Genomic DNA, 23133 nt, shown 5'->3' on the forward strand with positions numbered 1-23133 from the left:
TATCCCTAAAACAACAAAAAATATCAGAGATTAAAAAGTTAATGACCAAACAAAATAATAACCCTAGGCTTTAGCCAAGGGATCCCCAGACTGAAGTCTGGGGCTAATAACTAACGGCGGTCAACCGCCTTCAAATACTCCGCCAAGGCCCCCAATTGATCCGTCCCGATGTAATCCACGCCTAAATCCAAGAAGGTTTGATATGCGATTAAACTCTCAGGTGTCGCCCACAAACGTACCACACGACCCGCTGCATGAACCTTATCCACATACGTCTTGACTTTCGTACGCAAAGCAGGTGCCATAGGCGTTGTTCCATTCCAAATACCAAACTTATAGAATGCTTCACTCTCCAAGACGACGTGGGAAGCTAAGAAAGAGGGGACAGTCTCATTTGACCGACCGTCGAAGCTAATCCATTCCGGATATTTGACATAATCCGACACCGCCGGTCGATTACCCGAGATGACAATTCGAAATTGATGCTTTAAAATCAGGGATTTGTAGGGCTCAATTGCTTTCAACAAAAGCGGCATGGTTGAGTCGGCCGAGGTCTTGCTATCAATCAATAATTGATGAAAATTACCGGCTTTGCCCGACTCCAATACCCGTACTACAGGGTCTAAATACAAGTTTTGAAAGGTTCTGGAAGCCTTTAAATCCTTCACATCATGGGCAACGAGCAATTGGCCATTTACCGCATAAACATCTACTTCAATGGAACCAAAGCCCAACGAAATGGCCTCGTAAAAAGGCCTTTCGTGTTCATAATCATTATGTGCATGTGCTTTTGATAACAAATTTTGGCCCATCAAGGAGCTGGATACCAACAAGAACAAAAGCAAATACTTCATCATTTATCCCTTTAAATAATCTCCCGACGCGATTCGCGTTTTCGGATCTATCTTCTTGTTATAAAGATAAGCATAGGATGTTATCTCCTTGCCCTTGAGGTTCACGGCAACATGCTCACGAACAAACAAGGACTTCGCTGAGCTCTCCGGATCAAACTCCTCATACTCATCCAACACATTCAATAACTTGATCGTGTTCGAAAGTAAGTACAACTCACCCACTACCTGATCTTTTTTATCCTCCGACGGAATGATTCCCGGGTAATCCGCCACCTGGTACATCTGACCTTGATAGGTCGCCATGCCCACATAATCCGAATTACGCGCAATCAGACGATGTAAGTCATTGCCACAATCACGACGCAATGTCCCATAAACGAATAAGTACTCTTCCACATCCGGTTCTGGTAATTTGGCCTCTTCCAAAGTCAATACCAAATCCTCTTGCTCAACCACCGTTCCCTCATTCAATACCACATTACCAATAATACCCTCAAACGGTGCAGAAACAATCGACTCCATCTTCATCGCCTCAATCACATACAATGGCGCATTCTTCTTCACCTCTTCCCCCGGTTTTACCAATATCCGACTCAATCGTCCCTGCAATGGGGCTCCAATATCGCCTTTGCCCTTCGCCTTCGCATGTTGGGCCCGCTCTACCTTGATATTCTTATCTAAAATCTTCAAACGACGTGCCTGACCATTTAATTCGAAAGTAATATTTCGTAGGCCCGACTCATCCGGATCCGACATATACAAATACTTCACAATTATCGTCTTACCTGGCTCAATCGTAATCATGATCTCCTCATCCTGCTTCAAACCATAGAAGAAAGCAGGGGTCGGCATCATCGACAAATCACCATACAAGGCCTGATTCTTGTAGAAATCTTCATAGACCTTCGGATACATTTTGTACGATAGATAGTCAAAGAACCCATCTTCATTATCCGGGAATTTCGCCACAAAGGCAGCATAATCCTTATCAAAATCAATCGGAGCTAAATGATCATTCGGACGACCCTCGTAAGCGGCTTCACCCTTCAACACAATCTCTTGCAATTGTTTCGGGAAGCCTTGATACGGTTGGCCTAAACCTCCCTTAAAGAAATCCTTAACCGATTCAGGGAATGACAAGGTAGAACCTTTGGCATACACATCCTCCGCGGTTAAGCTATTCGCTGTCATAAAGATGGCCATATCCCCTACTACTTTCGAAGATGGCGTCACCTTCACGATATCCCCAAACAACTTATTCGCCTCCGAATAATTTTCTTTCAATTGCTCAAATTTATCCCCTACGCCCAAAGCAATGGCCTGACCACGTAAGTTGGTATACTGCCCACCCGGAATCTCATTATTATAAACCTCGGCAGTTCCCGCCTTAAGTTCCGACTCAAATGGGAAATACATTGCACGAACCGCTTCCCAATAATTTGAGTAGTCATTCATCGCATCTAAATTCAAGCCTGAATCATACGGGTGTCCTTGCATCATGGCAACCAATGAATTCAAATTCGGCTGCGAGGTTAAACCCGACATGGCCGCTAAAGCGCCATCCACTACATCCACACCCGCTTCAATGGCCTTCAAATAGGTCGCAGATTGAACCGATGCCGTATCATGCGTATGCAGGTGAATCGGTATCGCAACTGCCTTCTTTAATTCTATGACTAATTTTTCTGCTTGGAAAGGACGAAGCAAACCCGCCATATCTTTGATACAGAGCATGTGAGCTCCCGCATCCTCTAATTGGCGTGCCATATCCAAATAATACTGCAGGTTGTATTTCTCATTCGTAAACACATCACCCGTATAGCAAATGGCCGCTTCTGCGATGCCTGGCGTACGTTCACGCACCGCCTTAATGGAAACCTTCATCGCATCGATCCAGTTCAAGGAATCGAAAATACGAAAGACATCGATACCCGCCTCAGAAGATTTCTCGACAAACTTCTCTATCAAATTATCGGGATAAGCAGAGTAGCCAACGGCATTCGAACCACGGAACAACATCTGCAAAAGCATATTGGGCATCGCCTCGCGGAATGCCTCCAAACGCTTCCAAGGGGATTCATGCAAGAAACGCATCGCTACGTCAAAAGTAGCTCCACCCCAAACCTCCATCGAGAATAAATTCGGGAAGGTCTTTGCAAAACCTGATGCCACGGCCACCATATCTTGCGTTCGCACACGCGTCGCCAAGAGCGATTGGTGCCCATCCCGGAAAGTTGTATCCGTGAACAAGACTTGCTTCGAATCGCGAATATGTTTCGCAAATCGCTCAGGTCCTAATTCCGTCAACAATTGCTTGTGCCCGCGTGGGAATTCCGCAAATTCGTCAACCGATGGAATGATAGCCGGACGGAATGGGGCCGATGGCTTCACCTTCACATCTGGATTTCCATTCACGATCACTTCTCCCAAATAGCGTAAAGCTTTCGTCGAACGATCGCGCGTCGGCTTGATGTTAAATAACTCCGGATGATTCGCAATAAATGGAACCGTACATTTACCCTCTTGAAAAACGGGATGAGAAATCACATTGCGCAAGAATGGAATGTTTGTCTTTACCCCACGAATACGGAACTCCGACAAAGCTCGATTCAAACGCTCCGATGCACCGCGAAGTGTACGACCTTTGGCAGATACCTTCACCAACATCGAATCGAAATACGGTGAAATCTTTACTCCAGGATAAGAAGAACCCTCATCCAAACGAATACCAAAACCTGCCGCATTACGGTAAGCAATAATCGTTCCAAAATCCGGCTTAAAGCCATTGGATGGATCCTCCGTGGTAATCCGACACTGAATCGCAAAACCTTTCAACGGGATATCCTCCTGGTTTTGAATAAAGATTCCAGGATCCGACAACTTATAATTTTGGGCCACTAAAATCTGCGTACGCACGATATCAATTCCAGTAACTTCTTCTGTAATCGTGTGCTCTACCTGAATACGTGGATTTACCTCAATGAAGTAAATGTTTTCGTCCTTGTCGACCAAGAACTCCACCGTCCCCGCATTGTAATAATTTACCGCCTTACCAATCGATAAAGCATAAGCATATAATTTTTGCTTGGTTTCTTCTTTAAGACCAAAAGAGGGCGCCACCTCAACAACCTTTTGAAAACGGCGTTGAACGGAACAATCCCTTTCGTATAAATGCACCAAATTACCATGTTGGTCACCTAATAACTGAACCTCAATGTGTTTCGGGTCATCAATGAATTTCTCGATAAAGAGCGTATCATCCCCAAACGCATTTTTCGCCTCATTCTTGGCTTCTGAATGCGCTTTTTCCAATTCCTCTTCCGTCCGTACGACACGCATTCCACGTCCTCCACCGCCGGCAGCCGCTTTTACCATGACAGGGAATGTGATGCGACGAGCTTCCGACAAAGCATTTTCAAAAATCGACATATCGCCTTTTGAATCCTGAATCATCGGAACATTCGCTTTCAAGGCAGCAACTTTCGCAGCAACCTTATCGCCCAAGGCATCCATAGCCTCCGGAGATGGTCCCACGAATACGATGCCTTCTTCCCGACAACGTCGAGCCAAACCTACATTTTCGGATAAGAAACCATAACCTGGATGGATAGCCTCAATCTTCTTAGACTTACACAAAGCGATAAGTCCTTCGATATCCAAATAGGGTTTCAAAGGCTCATTGTCTTTTCCGATCTGATAAGCTTCATCCGCTTTATATCGGTGTAAGGAGTAGCGATCCTCAAAAGTATAAACGGCTACTGTTCTGATACCAAGTTCAGAAGCGGCACGCATGATACGGATGGCAATTTCACCGCGGTTCGCGATGAGAAGACTCGAGATTTTCTTAACGTATGATTTTGGCATGCGAATAATTTTAGTGCATCATAACAAAAATGATAAATTAATTGGTATTAACGTGTGTTAACAGCTATTTTATTTGGCAAAACTTGAAAATTTACAATTATTATTGGGTTCGTTACCAAAATCACTTCGGTTAAAAAAATATCGTACGCCTTCCTGTGAAATTTCTTAACTTGCAATCCCAAATTTTACCCATTTTATATGAGCGGATCGAAACCATTTATTGGCATTACCCTTGGAGACTACAACGGCATTGGGCCGGAAGTAATTTTAAAAGCCTTGGGCAGCCAGCGCATCTTAAAATGGTGTACGCCAGTCATCTATGGTTCTCAACAGGTCATTCAGTTTTACCGCAAGCAATTGGAATTGCAAGAGTGGTCGGTGAAAACAATTGCCAAAATCGAAGACGCAACCGAAGGACATACTTCCCTTATATCCTGCTGGGACGACACAAACACCATCATAGAACCTGGTAAAATAACCCCTGAAGCAGGGAAAGCCGCTTTTGCTTGCTTGGATCGGGCGGCACAGGATTTAGACAAGGGTCTATTAGCCGCGCTTGTTACTGCGCCCATCAATAAGCACAATATACAATCCGAGGAATTCAAATTCCCGGGACATACCGAATATTTAACGGAACGTTTTGAGGCCAAAAATTCACTCATGATGATGGTCAGCGAAGGCTTCCGCATGGGCGTAGCAACCGGTCATTTACCTTTGCAAGAGGTGAGCAAAGCCCTTACGAAAGAACTGATTAAGAATAAGATCGATGTTTTCTTACAGAGTTTGAAGGAAGATTTTGCCATCGAGAAACCAAAACTTGCTGTTTTGGGACTCAACCCACATGCGGGTGAGGCGGGGTTGTTGGGACAGGAGGAATTGGAAATCATCCAACCGGTCATTGAGGAATACCGTAAAAAAGGCGTTTTGGTTTTCGGCCCCTATCCCGCTGATGGATTCTTCGGCAAGGCACAATTCAAAGAGTTTGATGGCGTTTTGGGCATGTACCATGACCAAGGCTTGATCCCATTCAAATACATCGCCTTCGAAACGGGGGTAAATTTCACGGCTGGACTTCCGATCATTCGGACTTCACCGGACCATGGAACAGCCTATGATATCGCAGGTAAAAATGTAGCAGACCCAAGTTCATTCTTGCACGCCTTCTTCTTAGCGATCGATTTGGTCAAAAACCGCATGCACGTTTAATCCATGGCGAAAAAAGTCCTGATCATTGATGAAGTTCATCCCTCGCTAGCCAAGGAATTACGTTCCCTCGGTTTTGAGGTTGATGAGCAATCTGCGATTTATCCAAAGGATGTATCACTCGCTGGCTATCAGGGATTGGTGCTTCGTTCCAAAATGCCCTTAGGTGCCAAGGAATTAGCAAACACAAGTTTAGAGTTTATTGCACGAGCAGGTGCGGGTCTCGATTTAATCGACCTCGAATACTGCCGGACGAATCAGATTGCCGTTTTTAGTGCCAATGAAGGGAATCGCGATGCGGTGGCAGAACATGTGATTGGGCAACTGATTACACTGGCAAGAAAAATCAATACGGCAGATGCCGAGGTCCGTGCAGGGATTTGGAATCGAGAGGGAAATCGGGGTTGGGAATTACAAGGGAAGACATTAGGGATCATAGGCTATGGAAACATGGGTCAAAGTCTAGCGAAGAAATTGCAAGGTTTCGACATGAATATCCTAGCATACGATAAATACGCGCCTTGTACGAGTAGCATGGAACGCATTTTTCAAGAGGCCGATATTTTAAGTTTGCATATACCCTTGACCGACGAGACAAAAGAGCTGGTCGATGAAAATTTCTTGGCTCAATTCGCCAAACCCTTCGTTTTGATTAATTCGTCACGTGGTTCAATTTGTTCTTTGGATGCATTAGCCAAAGGATTATCCACAGGAAAATTACAAGGTCTGGCTTTGGATGTACTGCCCAATGAAAAATTAAGCACTTGGTCGGACGTCGATAAAAAGCTCTTCGATCAAATCGCCTCTCACCCTTCTACCCTATTCAGCCCCCATGTGGCGGGTTGGACGACCGAGAGTTATTGGAAAATCAATGATGCACTTATTGATAAAATTAAAGCCCATTATCAGCTATGAATTACCCGGAAAACATCGCTGAAAAACTAGGCTTCCATCAGATTAAGGAGCACATTCAGGAGGCTTGCTTAAGCCCGATGGGGGCGGAATATGCCGCTAAAATGAAATTCTCTACCCGTTTCCCAGTAGTCAAGCAATGGGTAGAACAGGTGCATGAGATGAAACAAATCATGGCGGAGCATGGTGGGGAATGGCCCCAACAAGATTATTTTGATCTTCGTCCTTGGTTTGCGCCCTTAACATTAGATGGGCATTATTTAGCCCCAGAAGAATGGCGCGATTGGCATCGTGGTTTGGATATTTTGTATCAGGTCATTCGCTTCTTTGCGGGAATCGATGCGGAAAAATACCCCGAGATCATTAAGATTACACAGGCATATATCAAGAAGGAAGAGGAACAAGGATTTAATTTCCGACAAATCATCCCGATAATCCAAGAATTGGACCGCGTATTTGACATCAACGGTCAAATCAAAGAAACGGCATCGGCGGCTTTGAGCGACTTGCGTCGGAAGCGATTTGCCGAGGAACAAAACCTTCGAAAGAAGTTAGATTCTTATATACAGCAAGCCTACAAAGAAGGTTGGGTGAGTAAGGATTTCTCCTTGACTCTGCGTAATGGACGGATGGTCATTCCGTTAGCAGCTGAGCATAAACGTAAGATTAAGGGATTCGTGCAAGACGAATCAGACACAGGAAAAACGGTGTATTTAGAACCCGCGGATGCGCTCGTTTTAAACAACGAAATCAAATCCCTGGAATCGGCGGAACGCCGCGAAATCATTCAGATTTTATCGCGATTGTCCGACCGAGTGCGGCCAATGGTACCCATGTTGACCGCCTGGTATCAATGGCTCGGAATCATCGACTTTGTTCGCGCGAAGGCCGTTTGGGCGATCGAGCATGATGCTATATTACCGCATGTAAAATCCACGCCTTGGGTGGAATGGAAAGGCGCGCGCCATCCCATTTTGGAAGAATCGTTGGCCAAGATTGGTAAAAAAATCAAGGCCCTGGACATCAAATTGGATGATCAAAAACGCATCATGGTCGTGTCTGGACCGAATGCGGGTGGTAAATCGGTTACCTTATCAACCATCGGATTATTGCAGTATTTATTCCAATCGGGCTGTTTAGTACCCGTTACCGAAGGATCCACCATGGGCTTTTTCGATCAGATCTTTTTGGATATGGGCGATGAGCAAAACTTGGAAAACGAATTGAGTACCTATTCCTCTCACTTGAGTAATATGCGGCATTTTTTGGCGCACGCGCAAGATAAAACCTTATTACTCGTGGATGAATTTGGTACCGGAACGGAGCCGTCATTGGGTGGAGCGATTGCGGAATCTATTTTAGAAAAATTAGCGGATAAAGGAGCCTACGGTGCCATCAATACGCACTTTGGAAATTTAAAGAGTTTAGCGGATCGCAAGCAAGGATTGTTTAATGCGGCGATGCGCTACGATACGACGCATTTGGAGCCCCAGTTCATTTTGGATATGGGTAAACCGGGAAGTTCATTTGCCTTTGAAATTGCCCAAAAGATTGGCTTACCGAATCAAATCATTGAGAATGCGCGGAAAAAACTGGGGAAGAATCAGGTGGACTTCGACAAGTTGTTGATGGAAACGGAAACGGAGAAGCAGATTTGGGAGGCCAAAAACACAAGCTTAGCGCTTCAATTAGCGCAAGCAGAAAGTATCAAAGAACAGTATTCGAGTCTAAAAAACCACTTAGAAGAGGAGCAGAAACGCTTGCTAAACCTTGCCAAAGCGGAAGCCAAACAATTAGTCAAAGAAGCCAATCAGAAAATCGAACAAACGATTCGGGAGATTAAAGAGAAGTCGGCCGAAAAGGAAGTCACCAAAGAAATCCGTAAAGGTTTAAACGAATTCACCGAAAAGAAATTACAGGTTCAAGCGCCCAAAGCCGCTGAAAAACCTCAAAAAACAACGATTCAAGGACCTATCAGCGTGGGTTCTTGGGTGAGTATCAAGCAGGCGGATGGCGAGGGTGCCATTGGTGAAGTCATGGAATTAAAGGGTAAAGACGCGGTGGTTGCCTTGGGCGGAATCCGCACCACAATTAAACTAAATCGTTTGGAGCAAGTCAAAGCGCCTAAAGCAGAAAAGTCAACCCGAACGGCCATGCGTGGTATCGATATCAATGACCGAATGGCACATTTTGCCCTGACCCTGGATGTACGAGGCAAACGCGGTGAGGAAGTTTACGTCATTCTGGATCAATACATGAACGATGCGTTATTATTGGGTGTTCCTGAGGTGCGAATATTACACGGTAAAGGGGATGGCATTTTGCGGAATTTGGTGAAAGAACAATTAAAGCGTTACCGTGAAATCAAGTCGGTGCAGGATGAGCATGCCGACCGTGGGGGTGCGGGTATTTCCATCGTAACATTCAAATAATGAGGTACTTATTCGTTCTTTTTTGCTTTCTATTAAGTGGTTGTATGATCGACTACAACATGGGCTTAGCGAAAATCAAAGAAGGCAAATTCGATGAAGCGACGGAACTATTAACGCTGGCGCATGCCAAATACCCAAAAAATCCACAGATACTTTTTTCGAGAGGGCTTAGTCGAGGCTTCCAAGAAAACTACACGGGTGCCGTGGCTGATTTGACAAGAGCGATTCGTTTGGAAAACAATCATGCTGATTACTATTTCTACCGCGCCTATTTCAAATCTAAACTAGGCAATGAAAAAGGGGCTATTGCCGATTATTCGAAATCGATCGAGGTTTACCCCTATTATCCGGAGAGTTATTTTAACCGCGGAGTGAAGTTGATTAGCACCGGAAACTTCACCGATGCCTGCTATGATTTTCAATATGCGGCAGAATTGGGAGATACCTTATCTCTGGGCTATTTAAATATTTATTGCCATAGCTTAAAGCGCCCGCAATAGGTTATGAAAAGGCAAAAAAAATACGGAACTTTGAAGGATAGGCGTCAAGTCTAAAACGAAAAATTTTTTCATACTGCCTGAAGGCAAGCGCTAACGGGATTAATTTTAACAACATGTCGATTGCAAAAACAGGCGATAAAGTAGCCGTACATTACACAGGAAAACACGATGATGGTTCAATCTTCGACTCATCGGTAGGACGTACGCCATTGGAATTCCAATTAGGATCTGGAATGGTGATTAAGGGATTTGATGATGGCGTAACCGGAATGACGATTGGTGAGAAGAAAACCATTGTGATTCCAGCGGCGGAGGCCTATGGCGAGCATTCCCCTGAAAACACCGTAACGATTGAACGTGCACAGATTCCTCCGCATATCGAATTGGAATTAGGCGCTTCGTTGAGCATGCACCAAGATGGTGGTCATGTGGTTGAAGTAGTAATTACAGATTTGACGGAATCACATGTAACCTTGGATGCGAATCATCCATTGGCGGGTCGTGATTTAACATTTGAATTGGAATTGGTAAGTATTCAATAGGTATTTATGAAAATTGATTTGCGCTCCTTCGTCCCACATGGACTGGTGATTATCGGATTTATTGTCATTTCCTTCATTTATTGCGGCCCGGTGTTGCAAGGAAAGGTATTGATACAACATGATATTATGCAGGCTCAAGCGGCGGCGCAGGAGAGCATTCAATTTAAGAAAGCATCGGGAACGGATGCTTGGTGGACCAACTCGATGTTTGGGGGTATGCCAACCTATCAAATTTCCGGCTCCTACCCCTACAGTATCTCGAGCTATATTGGGAGTTTCATTACGAATCTATTTCCTACGCCGGTTAATTTAATCCTTCTTCAGCTCCTTGGAATGTATTTATTCCTGTGGGCAATGGGCGCCTCACCCCTCTTGGGTTTTGCGGGTGCGGTGTTTTATGCTTTCGCGACCTATAATTTGGTGATTATTCCGGCAGGACATACATCGAAAGTGTTGGCCTTGGCCTATGCACCGATGGTATTAGCGGGTATCCGTATGTGCTGGGGCATTCGGAAATGGCTTGGGGCTGCAGTATTTGCTGTGGCAATGGCCTTGGAATTATATGCCAACCACGTTCAAATAACTTATTATTTGTTTTTCATTATCGGAGCCTATAAGCTCTACATGCTCATCCATTGTTTTCGAAACAAAACCTTGATGGATTGGTATAGCCGCGGATTATTACTGGGGCTCGGTTTAATTCTTGCCATCGGAACACACGGCATGCGTCTTTGGAATAATTACGATTATGCCAAAGAGACAACCCGTGGAAAATCAGAATTAGCTGCCAATGCCAAACGAGGCGATGGTTTAGACAGCGGTTACGCATTCGATTGGTCCTATGGGATCTCGGAGACAGGAACCTTGTTGATACCAAATTTCAAAGGAGGAGCATCCCAAGGCGATTTAGGGGGAACGAAATCAAATACCTACAAGACGATGGTGGATGCCGGATTCTCGGAGGACCAGGTGTTGGGCTTTGTGGAGAAAGGTCCGACCTATTGGGGTGAGCAGTCGTATACAGCGGGACCAGCCTATGCAGGAGCACTAATTATATTCCTATTCTTATTTGGGGCATTTTACGTGAAATCAGGCGAAAAATGGTGGATTCTAGGCATCACGTTGTTATTCCTAACGATGGCTTGGGGCAAGAATTTTCCATTGAATTTCGTTTGGTTTGACTACATCCCTATGTTCAATAAATTCCGTGCGATTACGATGGTGTTGTCCTTTGTACAATTTGGCATGGTGAGTTTGGGCTTGATGGCACTAATTCAGTTGGCGAAACAAAAACCAAGTTTAGCCGAGATAAAGAAGCCTTTATTGTACGCATTGGGATTAAGTGGTGGCATGTGTTTGGTCTTTGGTTTAGTTCCTGATTTGTTCTTTGATTTCAAGGGGGCACAGGATGGCGCGGCGATATTACAAGACCCGATGATGAATACTGCCATCTGGAGCAGCATACGTTTGGACCGAATCGAATTATTCCAATCCGATGCCTTCCGCAGTTTAATTATCATTTTGATCGGAGCTGCCTTGGTCTATAGCGCGAGCTTGGCGAAGGTTAAGAAATCCGTTTGGGTAATTGGCATTGTTTTGTTGGGAATTTTTGATTTGACCCCCGTAGCCAAGCGTTACTTTGGCAAGGAAGCATTTGTCTCAAAGAGTACCTTGGATGAGCAGATTCAGCCGACGGCGGTGGACCAACAAATCTTAGCGGATCATGGTACTTTCCGCGTATTAAACTCGACAGTATCATTTATGAATGATGCGACAACCTCGTATTATCATCAATCTTTAGGAGGTTACCATGCGGCCAAGTTGCGTCGTTACCAAGAATTAGTTGAGAAGTACTTTGCGGGTAATCCGGGACAGATGAATGTATTGAACATGTTGAACACCAAATACATTATCGTGGCGGATTCGGCGGGCCAAGCGGCCGTACAAACGAATCTGGCGGCTTTGGGAAATGCTTGGTTCGTGAGTTCCGTACAATGGGCAAAAAATGCGGATGAGGCGTTGAATGGCATCGAGAAGATCGATCCTTCGAAGCAGGTTATTTTAGAGGAGCAAGATCGGTCGATTGTTGGAAATTTAAGCTTGGATTCTTCCGCTACGGCAAGTATTCAATTACAGAAATACGAACCGAATCATTTGACTTATCAATCAAACGCCGACAAGAATGGATTCGCTGTCTTTTCAGAAATCTATTACCGAGGAAACAAGGACTGGAAGGCCTACATGGATGGTAAAGAAGTCAATCATACACGTGCCAATTATGTGTTGCGGGGACTAGCGATACCAGCAGGGAAACATACGGTAGAATTTAAATTTGAACCCTATTCTGTTGAAATGGGTCAAAAGGTCGATGGAATCGCATCGATCGGATTAATCGCATTTATCGCTTTGGCCATTGGTCTGACGATTAAACAAACAAAAAAAGAGGCATGATTTATTCAATGACCGGTTTTGGGAAATCCCAAAAAGAGGCGCAAGAATTACAAATACGTGTGGAAGTCAAGACATTGAATTCCAAGTTTACGGATATATTTTGTCGGCTCCCCAAATCCATTTCCGCACGCGAAATTGAGATTCGTAATTACTTAACCCAACAACTCGAGCGGGGGAAAATTGAATTGAGCGTTCAAATTCAAAAGAATCACGATGGTGGCGAGCAAAGTATTTTACCGCAAGGACAAATCGCGCGCTACTTTGCCGAATTAAAGCGAGTTGCTGCTGATTTAGGCGTAACAAACGTAGATGAAGGCGCCTTGTATTTACAGGCCTTAAATGTGCCGGCAAGTATCTCACAGGATACGAAAGAGGAATCCGAAGAAGAAATCGAAGCGTTATGGCAAGTGATTTATGATGCAATCCAAGAAGCGGTAAAAGAGTGTAAGGAATTTAGGGCACGTGAGGGTAAGATCGTGGAGGATAAATTCCGGGAATACATTGCCTCGATTAAATCAGGTCTAGATCAGGTAACTAATCAGGATTTGGTGCGTATGCCGGGTATTCGTGAACGGATGAAAAAATCGCTGTTGGAATTAGGTTTAAATGAAGACTTCGACCAAAATCGCTTTGAGCAAGAGGTGGTTTATTACATTGAGAAATTCGACATTTCCGAGGAAAAAGTACGCCTCGGAACACATTTAGGCTATTTCATCGATATCCTCGAGGAAGGAAATGGTAAGAAATTAAACTTCATGGCCCAAGAAATCGGTCGGGAAATCAATACCATCGGCTCCAAAGCCAATGACTCACAAATCCAACGCCTTGTCGTGAACATGAAGGACGAGTTGGAGAAGATCAAGGAACAGACGGCGAATGTTCTCTAATGGAGGTAAGAGGTAAGAGGTAAGAGGTAAGAGGTTAGAGGTAAGAATGATTGTAGAGACGCGATACTTCGCGTCTTTTTTTTATAAAATAATCGGAATTATCAGTGATTTAGGTCGATTTTGCTATTTCTAGACGCGAAGTATCGCGTCTCTACAAAACGAAAAAGACGCGAAGTATCGCGTCTCTACAGACCATTTAAAAGCGCAATCCCCAAACACCCCAAAGACAATCCCAACCATTGACGTTTGGTCATCTGCTCTTTGAATATTAGATAGGCACTTATCGCGCTTAAAAGTATGACGCTGAGATTATACATGGTCAATACCACGGCGACATTATTTTGGAAGTCATCCAAGGCCTTCAATAGGAAGTAAAAGGAAAAGAAATTAGGTAAACCTAATGGAATCGCAGCAAGCACCGAATTCCGATTCCAATTCAAATTACCCTTCATCGAGTTCCAAATCAAAACAATCAACGCACCGGCCATGGAACCGATCAACAACATCATGATAAATGGCAAAGTCCCTCCCACTTGTGCAGTCAAATAACTATTTAGGTAACCAAACAAGGTATTCGTTAATCCATAGGCGACAAATACGGCGATCAACAAAGAGACCACGGGTTTGAAGCCGGATTCCAAATTTACTTTGGGACTGCAGAAATAAATTGCCGCGAACGAAAAAACAAGTCCAGCTGCGATGGGAATGGTAATATCACCTCCCGTTTTTAAAATAAATAAGTTGATGAGCACTGGGATTACCAAGGAAATATTATTCGCCAAAGATGTAGGCGCCATACCATTCCGCTGAGTTGAGAAGCCTGATAATAAGAACGTAATGACAAAGCCGACACCCATGACCATCAATAAGGCGGTATCCATCGTGGAAGGCCATTGAAATGGGATAGCGGACGGTTGGTGAAAATAAGCCGTAAAAAAACAAACAGGGTAATTTAATAGAATCGCAATTCGCGTATCGACTTGAAAACGCGCATGTGCACGAAAATTCACCATGAGTAAAACGGAGAAAATAACGGACAATACCAAATACAACATCTTATGCTTTTTTAACGAGATCTTCCAATATACCCACCCATTCAGGCGAATTGTTCAGACTTTCTACCAATTGCCAATGTTCACCACCGGCTTCTTCAAATAATTCCTTGTACTCCTCTCCTACCTCGATCGTGGTTTCTAAACAATCTGCCACAAAAGCGGGCGAGAAAGCCAAGATTTTCTTCTTGCCTTCAGCCACTAATTTCTTGATGGTATCATCCGTATAGGGTTGTAACCAAGGGTCGCGACCTAAGCGGCTTTGGAACGCCGTTCCATAAGTACCAGGCTTCAAGCCCATTTCAGTGGCAATCCGCCGTGTAGTTTCATGGCATTGCGCCCGGTAACAACCGTGGTTTTTCTCGGTAATTTTGTCACAACAAGTACCGAAAACACAGGTATTTTTAGTGTAATCCCCTTTGCGAATATGACGTTCAGGAACACCATGGTAAGAGAATAAGTAATAATCGAAATCGATATCCTTTTGGTAGTTCGCCGCTTTGGAGGCAAAATACTTCGCAAATGCTGGATGATCATAGAAATAACTCACCATGGAAAGTGCAGGCATGACCTGCCAATCCTTCATCAATTCCATCACACGCTCATACACGGAGCCTGTCGTAGCGGATGCATACTGTGGAAAGAAAGGAATCACGATGAGTTTCTTGAGATTCTTGGATTGCATATCAGCCAGTGCAGTCTTCATGTCCGGCGATTGATAGCGCATCGCCAAGCGAACATAATAGGCATCGCCTAATTGAGTCTGCAAATCTCTCGCCACGTCTTCCCCATAAAACTTGAGGGGCGAGCCACGCTCCTCCCACAATTCTTGGTAGATTTTGGCGGATTGTGGGGCCCGGAAAGGGGCTATAATGCCGTTAACAAGAATACTACGAATGATGTAAGGGATATCAATGACCCGACCATCCATTAAAAATTCACGCAGGTATTTACGAACTGCAGGGGTCTTCGGATTATCCGGCGTACCCAAATTCACTAACAAAACTCCAATCATAACACAAATTTGGTCTAATTAATTAGAAGACCCAACCCTCTGGCGTAATTTTTGTCCGTGTTGGCCCCTCAACACAAGGTGCCAAATCTTGACAACCTACGGATCCCGGAGGACATGCATAAGTTTCGCCAGGTATTGGGAATGTGATCGGTGAGTAACCCGCTGGAATATCTTTCCGACGATCGATATTAAAGATTTTTTTACGCACCGAAAACACGTTAAATATACCTAACACGCGTTCATTGGGATTTGTTATGGATTTTATGTTTAAACTGAAACGAGTTTCTGCAGGCACATCAAACAAAGAACCCGTAGATTGTTGGGATGAAATCAATGATTGATAGAAATTATAGACCGTCTTCGTAATGGAACGTTGCTCCAATCGGAAATAATAAGCCCCATAGCCATCGAATGGGAGGCGAGCAACTTGTCGGCCCACGACACGCTGCCCATTCGTCAACACATCCGAAAATACGTTTAAGTCATTATTGGTAATGATATCCCAACAATTTCCATTGCATCGGTAGTTTAAGATGTTATTGTTAGGAAAACGAGGCATAACGCAATCCAATGTTTTCACGAAGTCAAATCGTCCACCATCCGTACAGGTAGCACAAAATTGCACGTTTTCATAGTGTTTCCAATTCCACATGTAATAATCTCCTTCACTTGCCATATCCTTGAAGTCCAGGTAAACGGTAAATCCAGCACGGCGAGGATCTACTTTGGCATATTGCTCAAAAGCTTCAAAGCGCACGATTGAATTTTCAATTTCAGGCACGGCACGCATCGTCTCCACCGAGCTCTCATACTGCTGACCAGCCAAGGTCTTGATAAACAATTTGTAACTGCCGCCAACTTTACCCGCAAAACCCTTATCAGCGGGCAAATAGGTACCTAAAGGCTTAGCAACTTCTTTGAAATACGTTTTTTGTCCTTGGGCATCCATGATATACACCTCGGCCTTCGTTATCGGTTGAGGCAAGGTTGACATGATCCGATTGGCAGAACTCGACAAACGAATTTTACATAACTCAGGATCATCAGCGATATCCGCTTCTATGGTTACAAAAGATGTAGCATCTTTCTGTACAAAATTATCAATGGGCTGAACGCAAGAAAAAAGCGACAGAACAAAAAGGTATATGATTAGTCTAGAAAAAGGCATTCTTATAAAAATTTAAAATTATAGGTCATCGAGATAAATGGAGAAGCAAATACGCTCAACTCATAGGCTTTTAAGCCATTTTTGGTCGACTTAAAGAAGACCGAGTAAGGGTTTTGGCGGCCGTATAGGTTATATACCGTAAAGACCCAACTTCCCTCCCAACGCTTATGCTTCATCGAAGGATTATTCACAGTCCAAGAAAAATCTAACCGATGATAATCCCTGACGCGATCATTATTGCGTTCTGCAAAAACAGCATATTTCTTACCCGCAATTTCATAACTACCCGATGGAGATGAAAAAGGTCGTCCGGTATTATATACAAACGTGAAGGAGAAACTATGGTGCGTTGAGGGCTGAATATTCCACATCGCATTAAATGAATGTGGCTTGTCATAATTCGTCGCAAACCAGTTCCCATTGTTAATCGCCTGAATTTCAGGGAAATCACCAATCATCTGATTGAAAGCACGCGCATAGGTATAAGAAATCCAACCCGAGTTTTCCCCCTTCTTTTTTTGCAACATTAATTCAAATCCATACGCCTTTGATTTACCCGTAATCAATTGGGTTTCAATATTGGGATTCAATTGCAAATTAGCTCCCGAGACAAAATCCAAGGTATTCCGAACATTCCGGTAATACGATTCCAAGGAAATCTCAAAAACGTTTTCATTAAAGGTCTTGAAGAAACCTAAAGAAGCAAAATCACTTTGCTGAGGCTTAATAAATGAATCCGCTGTCTTCCAACGGGAGGTTGGCAAAGGAGTCGTATTGTTCGAAAGCAATTGGAAGAACTGTTGTTGGCGGTTATACCCAAATTTCAACGTCGCATTCTCTGCCAACGAGTATTTCAAAGTCAAACGAGGCTCAAAACCCCCATAACTCGCCATCACCTCTCCATCCGCATATTCCTTTTTACGAACAATCGAATTCAGCGACGGCATTAAGCCAGGAGCGTATTCATTCACGGTTCCCGCTCCAATCCGCCAATAATTCGCATATCGAATACCCGCTTGAATGGTCAGTTTTTCATTCATCTTCCACTCATCGTCCAAATAGATGGCCGACTCAATGGATTGCTCTGTAGCTAATTTCACAGTTGCCACACGGGAAGAAATCCCATCGTTTAAAACGCCTGGGTTGATGTCATAGCGAGTTAGGGTCGCACCAAAATTAAATTTATGCTTCTCTACAGGTTGGTAATCAAAACTGATCGTTCCATTCCGATATAAAATGGAGGAGTTTAAATTGATGGTATTTACCGAGTCTGGCGCATAAGTCTTGGTCGAGTAATAGGATAAGGCACCGGCCACGAGCATGCTTAATTTCGGCGAAAAGTAATGATTCCAATGCACTGAACCATTCTTATGGCCATAATCAAAAGAAGTTTGTTTGGCTACAACGTTTTCAATACTAAAGAGTGAGTCCACTCGATAAAAATCATTACTCACATAGGCCGACAAAGAAATCGTATTTTTTTGATTTGGGCGATAGTAAACTTTGGTGGCGATATCGGTAAAATTCGCGCGAATGTTTTTCAAATTTGGGGGTGCTACAGCTTTGAATAAAAAGTCATTCGCAGATAAACGCGCTGCCACTAAAACAGATAATTTCTCTTTGATAACCGGAATTTCAGCCATAACACGGTTGGAAACCAAACCAATTCCTCCCTGCATTTTAAACTTCTCCGTACTGGGCTCAATCATCTTGATATCCATCACCGAAGCCGTTCTACCCCCAAAACGTGAGGGAATACCTCCCTTGTACAATTCCAAATCACGAATCGCATCGGAAGCAAATACCGAGAACAATCCAAACATATGTGTTGGATTGAAAATCGGTGTATCATCAATGTAAATCAGGTTTTGATCCACATTGGAACCACGGATATTCAAGCCATTTGCACCTTCACCCACGGATGAAACACCGGGCAAGGTCTGTAAACTACGAATCACATCAACCTCCCCCATCATCGTAGGAAGCTTTTTGATGCCTTTTAGACTTAAAACGGTAACGCCCAATGAAGGCGTTTGAATGTCCTTCTTATCTGCCGATGCAGATACAATTACCTCCTCCAACTGCTTGGTTACATTGTTAAGTTCCACATTGATCTCCAGATTACTCTGCATGTAGACCTTGGTACGGTAGGGATTATATCCCACCGAGGAAACTTTCAACACATATTCTCCATAGGGAAGTGACAACTTATATAAACCATTCGCATCAGTCACGGCGCCCGACTTCTTAAAATCGACAGAAATGGTAGCACCTACGATCACCTCACCGGACTGGGCATCAATCACCTTACCACTTAAAACGGGTAACTGGTGCTCTTGGGAAAAGGTACAAAAGGAGATAAACAGGGAGAGACAAAGCCCCCATCGCGTAAGGTTTTTAATCATAGTTAATTAGTCAACAATAAACAGATGTCAATGATACAAAGAATATCAGACTTTTCTCACCCGAGTAGCGACCAAAGAGCGGATATTGCGACGAAAAGAAGTGTGAAGGGAATCAGCACTTTCCAACAAAGGTACATGAATTGGTCAACGCGGACTCTGGGGAGGGTCCAGCGCACCCACATCTGCAAAGCAATTAACAGGTAAGTTTTTACCATAATCCAGCCAAATCCCCATAAGGTAGCTGCCAAAGTTCCCGTCGTCCCATTGGTCCAATCGGCTAAACGAAGAGTAGCGATATTCGGCAAAGGGGAATACCAAGCACCCCAGAATAGAATCACGCCCAACAAGCTAACAAGGAGCATCATTCCATATTCCGACAAAAACAATAGTGCCCAACGCATACCCGCATATTCCGTATGAAAACCACCCACTAATTCCGATTCCGCTTCGGGAATATCAAAAGGGGCACGATTTGCTTCGGCTAAGGAGGCAATAAAATAAATGATAAATAGGAAAAAGAATAAAGGCATCCGCACTATATTCCAAGTCAATATTCCACCAATTCCCTGCACTTCAATCCCCAGGGACTTAATTCCAAATAAGTATTGCACCTCAGTCGAGAAAATGCCTTGTTGGGCCGCAATATCCTGTAAATTCAAACTCCCCGAAATGATCACGACACAAAGGATGCTCAAGCCCAGGGGAATCTCAAAGGATACCAACTGAGCTGCCGAGCGAATCGCCCCCAGGAGTGCATATTTATTATTGGAGGTCCATCCGGCCAGCAGAATACCGAGTGTATCCAAGGAGACGATACCCATTAAAAGCATAATACCCATCTCTGTCTGAGAGCCTTGTAACCAGGTTCCTGAACTTAAGGGCACCACGGAAAAAGCCCCAAAAATCGACAAGAAAATAATCCAAGGAGCTAATAGAAATAAGCGTTTCTGCGCCAAAGCAGGCACAATATCCTCTTTTTGAATGAGTTTAATCAAGTCGGCAAAAACCTGTAACAAACCCCATTTACCCACTTCCATGGGACCGAGACGGTCCTGCATAAATGCGGAAAGCTTACGCTCGACATACACGCCGATGATGACGTTGACCGTCAACAAAATCAGACAGATGAGGAGCGCGATAAACATTAGTTAATAGCGTTAAGAGCCTGGGTGAAATCTGCCATTAAATCCTCAATGGATTCAAGACCTACAGCTACGCGAACGAGGCCATCTGTAATTCCTAAAGCAGCCTTTTCTTCTGCCGGCAATTTAGAATGTGTCGTCGAGGCAGGATGTGTAATGATCGTACGAGAATCTCCCAAATTCGGGGATATCGAGGCGATTTTCAATTGCTTACTAAACGCAACTACTTTTTCAAAGCCCCCTTTGATATCGAGTGTTAAGATACCTCCACCATATTTCATTTGGCGTTTTGCCAACTCATATTGTGGATGGGATTTTAAGAATGGATATTTTACTTGAACCAGCGCTGCATGACCATCCAATGCCTCGGCCAAAGCCATCGCATTTTCGGAATGTTTCTGCATCCGAAGATCTAATAATTCTAAACTCTTTGATAAAACCCAGGCATTAAATGGTGATAACGATGGTCCCGTATGACGTGCAAAGAAGCGAATCTCATCCATAAAGACTTTCTTGCCACAAATGACACCACCTAATACGCGACCCTGTCCATCAATGTATTTTGTTGCCGAATGGATAACTAAATCAGCGCCCAAATCTAAAGGCGTTTGCAAGATCGGTGTAGCAAAACAATTATCTACCACCAAAACCATATCCTTTCCTTGCTTCAAGGCAGCTAAGGCAGGTAAATCAATTAACTCCAAACCAGGGTTTGATGGAGATTCACAGAATAAAAACTTGGTATTAGGTTGGATCGCTGCTTCCCATGCCTTGATATCAGCACCGGGAACAAAGGTGCATTCAATTCCCCATTTAGCCGTAATCTTCGTCAAAATCTGAATGCAAGACCCAAATAAAGCATTCGATGCTACCACATGATCGCCTGCTTTTAATAATCCAGCCATCGATGCAAAAATCGCTGCCATCCCAGTTGAGAAGGCTAGCCCATCCTCCGCATTCTCCAACATCACCATTTTGGCCACGAATTCATCCACGTTCGGATTCATGTAACGTGAATAGATATTTCCTGCCTTTTCCTCCGCAAAAATCGCACGTCCCTCCTCGGCATCTTCAAACGTAAAGCTTGACGTTAAATAAAGGGGTACAGAATGTTCGCGGTTGTGTGAACGATCGGCTTGAATACGAATGGCTTTCGTTTGTTTTTGCATCGGCATAAAATTTAATCTACAAAAGTAATAGAATAGTGGCAAAACGCGCCTATTTACGAATGAGTATTTTTTGACCTGATTCAGGCCCACACATAAAAAGAATTAATTCAAGATTAATGAGTAAATTTCAAGGTTGATCATCCTTTTGGAATCAATAAATTAGAACTATGAAAAAACAATTACTATTTGCTTTGAGCGCCGCGCTCTTGTGCTTTTCCTTGCCGACACAGGCACAAAAATGGACCAATTTATTTGATGGAAAAACCTTCAAAGGATTTAAGCAATTGGGCGGAAAGGCTATTTATGAAGTAAAAGATGGTGTGATGGTCGGGACGACCGTTCCAAATACTGGAAATTCCTTCATGGCAACGGAAGAGGAATACGGCGATTTCATTTTGGAAGTTGACGTGAAAGTAGACAACAAAATGAACTCCGGAATTCAATTCCGTAGCTTATCTATCCCTACCTACAACAATGGTGTGGTACATGGTTACCAAGCGGAAATCGATCCATCAGCTCGTGGCTGGTCGGGTGGTATCTACGACGAATCTCGTCGCGGTTGGTTATCTCAAAACGAACTAAAACCCGAAGCGAAAAAGGCCTTTAAATTAGGCGATGTTTGGAATCATTACCGCATTGAGGCAATTGGAAGCACAATTCGTACCTGGATCAATGATGTTCCTGTGACTTATTTGGTGGATGATATGACAGCCAAAGGATTTATTGCCTTCCAAGTACATGCGATTTACGGCGAAATGAAACCTGGGATGCAGGTGATGTGGAAAAACATTCGTATCCAAACGGGCAAAGACATGCAACCACGTCCAATCGACGGAAAAACAGTGGTGGAAAACTATACGTTGAATACCTTATCTGAGCAAGAAAAAGCCGCAGGATTTAAATTATTGTTTAATGGAAAAGATTTAACAGGATTCCGTTCAGCATTTAAAACAACGGCTCCGCCATCGGTTTGGACGGTTGAGGATGGTACGCTGCATGTCAATTCATCTGGAGGTAAAGAATCTGGAAATGGTGGCGATATCTTGACAAATGAGCAATTTGGAGCTTTCGAATTAACATTTGATTTCAAATTGACTGAGGGTGCGAATTCAGGTGTGAAGTATTTTGTCAATGAAACGTATGACTCAGGGATGTCGGCCATCGGTTTGGAATACCAAGTATTGGATGACGCGAAGCACCCAGATGCGAAATTAGGTACGGTAGGAAATCGTACCTTGGCAAGTTTATATGACATTATTCCTTCGAATAAATTGGAGCCGCGTTTCCAACGGAAGATCGGCGAATGGAATCAAGGACGTATCATCGTCTATCCAAACAACATTGTTCAACATTGGTTGAACGGATTCAAAGTAATCGAATACGAGCGTAAGAGTAATATTTTCAAGGTTTTAGTTGCGCACAGCAAGCACGCCAAGTGGGATGGCTTCGGAATGCAGGACAAAGGACCTATTTTATTCCAAGAGCACGGGGATTCCGTGTTTTACAAAAACATCAAAATCAGAGAAATTAAATAAGC

General features: G+C 43.8%; 16 protein-coding genes. 8 read left to right on the forward strand and 8 right to left on the reverse strand.

What is annotated here, in order from left to right; translation table 11 throughout:
- Window positions 1–110: 110 nt before the first annotated feature.
- Window positions 111–857, reverse strand: a complete 747-nt coding sequence (locus ACMH5P_RS03415) for a PI-PLC domain-containing protein (protein ID WP_459492907.1) — start codon at window positions 855–857, stop codon at window positions 111–113.
- Window positions 858–4718 carry a pyruvate carboxylase gene (locus tag ACMH5P_RS03420; RefSeq protein ID WP_459492908.1) on the reverse strand — a complete coding sequence of 1287 codons (3861 nt, stop codon included), beginning with the start codon at window positions 4716–4718 and terminating at the stop codon, window positions 858–860.
- 198 nt (window positions 4719–4916) lie between these two features.
- Here ACMH5P_RS03420 and pdxA point away from each other — a divergent pair, with 198 nt between their 5' ends.
- The 7 genes from pdxA to ACMH5P_RS03455 all read left to right on the forward strand — a co-directional run bounded on the left by pdxA (window position 4917) and on the right by ACMH5P_RS03455 (window position 13645).
- Window positions 4917–5924 (forward strand): 4-hydroxythreonine-4-phosphate dehydrogenase PdxA, encoded by a 1008-nt coding sequence (gene pdxA, locus ACMH5P_RS03425; protein ID WP_459492909.1) that lies wholly within the window; start codon window positions 4917–4919, stop codon window positions 5922–5924.
- A 3-nt stretch (window positions 5925–5927) separates the two neighbouring features.
- Entirely contained in the window at window positions 5928–6836 is a 909-nt protein-coding gene (locus tag ACMH5P_RS03430; protein WP_459492910.1) for an NAD(P)-dependent oxidoreductase, read from the forward strand.
- Window positions 6833–9265, forward strand: a complete 2433-nt coding sequence (locus ACMH5P_RS03435; RefSeq protein WP_459492911.1) for an endonuclease MutS2 — start codon at window positions 6833–6835, stop codon at window positions 9263–9265. The genes ACMH5P_RS03430 and ACMH5P_RS03435 overlap by 4 nt, the downstream gene beginning before the upstream one ends.
- 44 nt (window positions 9266–9309) lie before the next feature.
- The gene (locus ACMH5P_RS03440; protein ID WP_459492912.1) at window positions 9310–9765 is read left to right on the forward strand and encodes a tetratricopeptide repeat protein; all 456 of its coding nucleotides are present in this window, start codon (window positions 9310–9312) and stop codon (window positions 9763–9765) included.
- Window positions 9766–9878: 113 nt separating this feature from the next.
- Entirely contained in the window at window positions 9879–10307 is a 429-nt protein-coding gene (locus tag ACMH5P_RS03445) for an FKBP-type peptidyl-prolyl cis-trans isomerase (RefSeq protein ID WP_459492913.1), read from the forward strand.
- Window positions 10308–10313: 6 nt separating this feature from the next.
- Window positions 10314–12758, forward strand: a complete 2445-nt coding sequence (locus ACMH5P_RS03450) for a YfhO family protein (RefSeq protein ID WP_459492914.1) — start codon at window positions 10314–10316, stop codon at window positions 12756–12758.
- Window positions 12755–13645: a YicC/YloC family endoribonuclease gene (locus tag ACMH5P_RS03455; protein WP_459492915.1), complete on the forward strand. Its 891-nt coding sequence runs from the start codon at window positions 12755–12757 to the stop codon at window positions 13643–13645. The genes ACMH5P_RS03450 and ACMH5P_RS03455 overlap by 4 nt, the downstream gene beginning before the upstream one ends.
- Window positions 13646–13830: 185 nt before the next feature.
- Here ACMH5P_RS03455 and ACMH5P_RS03460 read toward each other — a convergent pair whose 3' ends face one another.
- From ACMH5P_RS03460 to ACMH5P_RS03485, 6 genes are read right to left on the reverse strand one after another with little or no spacing between them, the layout of a single operon-like run.
- A complete protein-coding gene (locus tag ACMH5P_RS03460) occupies window positions 13831–14700 on the reverse strand; it encodes an EamA family transporter (protein WP_459492916.1) in 870 nt (289 codons plus the stop codon).
- Window position 14701: 1 nt separating this feature from the next.
- A complete protein-coding gene (hemH, locus tag ACMH5P_RS03465) occupies window positions 14702–15712 on the reverse strand; it encodes a ferrochelatase (RefSeq protein ID WP_459492917.1) in 1011 nt (336 codons plus the stop codon).
- 22 nt (window positions 15713–15734) lie between these two features.
- Window positions 15735–16880, reverse strand: coding sequence for a DUF4249 domain-containing protein (locus ACMH5P_RS03470; protein WP_459492918.1), 1146 nt, complete (start codon window positions 16878–16880; stop codon window positions 15735–15737).
- A gap of 2 nt (window positions 16881–16882) precedes the next feature.
- The gene (locus tag ACMH5P_RS03475; RefSeq protein ID WP_459492919.1) at window positions 16883–19285 is read right to left on the reverse strand and encodes a TonB-dependent receptor; all 2403 of its coding nucleotides are present in this window, start codon (window positions 19283–19285) and stop codon (window positions 16883–16885) included.
- Window positions 19286–19341: 56 nt separating this feature from the next.
- A complete protein-coding gene (locus ACMH5P_RS03480; protein ID WP_459492920.1) occupies window positions 19342–20430 on the reverse strand; it encodes a complex I subunit 1/NuoH family protein in 1089 nt (362 codons plus the stop codon).
- Complete coding sequence (locus ACMH5P_RS03485; protein ID WP_459492921.1) at window positions 20430–21596, reverse strand: trans-sulfuration enzyme family protein; 1167 nt, start codon at window positions 21594–21596, stop codon at window positions 20430–20432. Before ACMH5P_RS03485 ends, ACMH5P_RS03480 begins: the two co-directional genes overlap by 1 nt.
- A gap of 167 nt (window positions 21597–21763) precedes the next feature.
- Here ACMH5P_RS03485 and ACMH5P_RS03490 point away from each other — a divergent pair, with 167 nt between their 5' ends.
- A complete protein-coding gene (locus ACMH5P_RS03490; protein ID WP_459492922.1) occupies window positions 21764–23131 on the forward strand; it encodes a 3-keto-disaccharide hydrolase in 1368 nt (455 codons plus the stop codon).
- Window positions 23132–23133 lie beyond the last annotated feature (2 nt).

The sequence above is a fragment of the Aquirufa sp. 5-AUSEE-100C1 genome (assembly GCF_054558655.1).

Coding starts and splice junctions, on each gene's coding strand:
- ACMH5P_RS03415 (WP_459492907.1), bottom strand. CDS start 857: ATGATGAAGTATTTGCTTTTGTTCTTGTTGGTATCCAGCTCCTTGATG.
- ACMH5P_RS03420 (WP_459492908.1), bottom strand. CDS start 4,718: ATGCCAAAATCATACGTTAAGAAAATCTCGAGTCTTCTCATCGCGAAC.
- ACMH5P_RS03440 (WP_459492912.1), top strand. CDS start 9,310: ATGATCGACTACAACATGGGCTTAGCGAAAATCAAAGAAGGCAAATTC.
- ACMH5P_RS03435 (WP_459492911.1), top strand. CDS start 6,833: ATGAATTACCCGGAAAACATCGCTGAAAAACTAGGCTTCCATCAGATT.
- ACMH5P_RS03460 (WP_459492916.1), bottom strand. CDS start 14,700: ATGTTGTATTTGGTATTGTCCGTTATTTTCTCCGTTTTACTCATGGTG.
- ACMH5P_RS03485 (WP_459492921.1), bottom strand. CDS start 21,596: ATGCAAAAACAAACGAAAGCCATTCGTATTCAAGCCGATCGTTCACAC.
- hemH (WP_459492917.1), bottom strand. CDS start 15,712: ATGATTGGAGTTTTGTTAGTGAATTTGGGTACGCCGGATAATCCGAAG.
- ACMH5P_RS03450 (WP_459492914.1), top strand. CDS start 10,314: ATGAAAATTGATTTGCGCTCCTTCGTCCCACATGGACTGGTGATTATC.
- ACMH5P_RS03445 (WP_459492913.1), top strand. CDS start 9,879: ATGTCGATTGCAAAAACAGGCGATAAAGTAGCCGTACATTACACAGGA.
- pdxA (WP_459492909.1), top strand. CDS start 4,917: ATGAGCGGATCGAAACCATTTATTGGCATTACCCTTGGAGACTACAAC.
- ACMH5P_RS03455 (WP_459492915.1), top strand. CDS start 12,755: ATGATTTATTCAATGACCGGTTTTGGGAAATCCCAAAAAGAGGCGCAA.
- ACMH5P_RS03470 (WP_459492918.1), bottom strand. CDS start 16,880: ATGCCTTTTTCTAGACTAATCATATACCTTTTTGTTCTGTCGCTTTTT.
- ACMH5P_RS03480 (WP_459492920.1), bottom strand. CDS start 20,430: ATGTTTATCGCGCTCCTCATCTGTCTGATTTTGTTGACGGTCAACGTC.
- ACMH5P_RS03490 (WP_459492922.1), top strand. CDS start 21,764: ATGAAAAAACAATTACTATTTGCTTTGAGCGCCGCGCTCTTGTGCTTT.
- ACMH5P_RS03475 (WP_459492919.1), bottom strand. CDS start 19,285: ATGATTAAAAACCTTACGCGATGGGGGCTTTGTCTCTCCCTGTTTATC.
- ACMH5P_RS03430 (WP_459492910.1), top strand. CDS start 5,928: ATGGCGAAAAAAGTCCTGATCATTGATGAAGTTCATCCCTCGCTAGCC.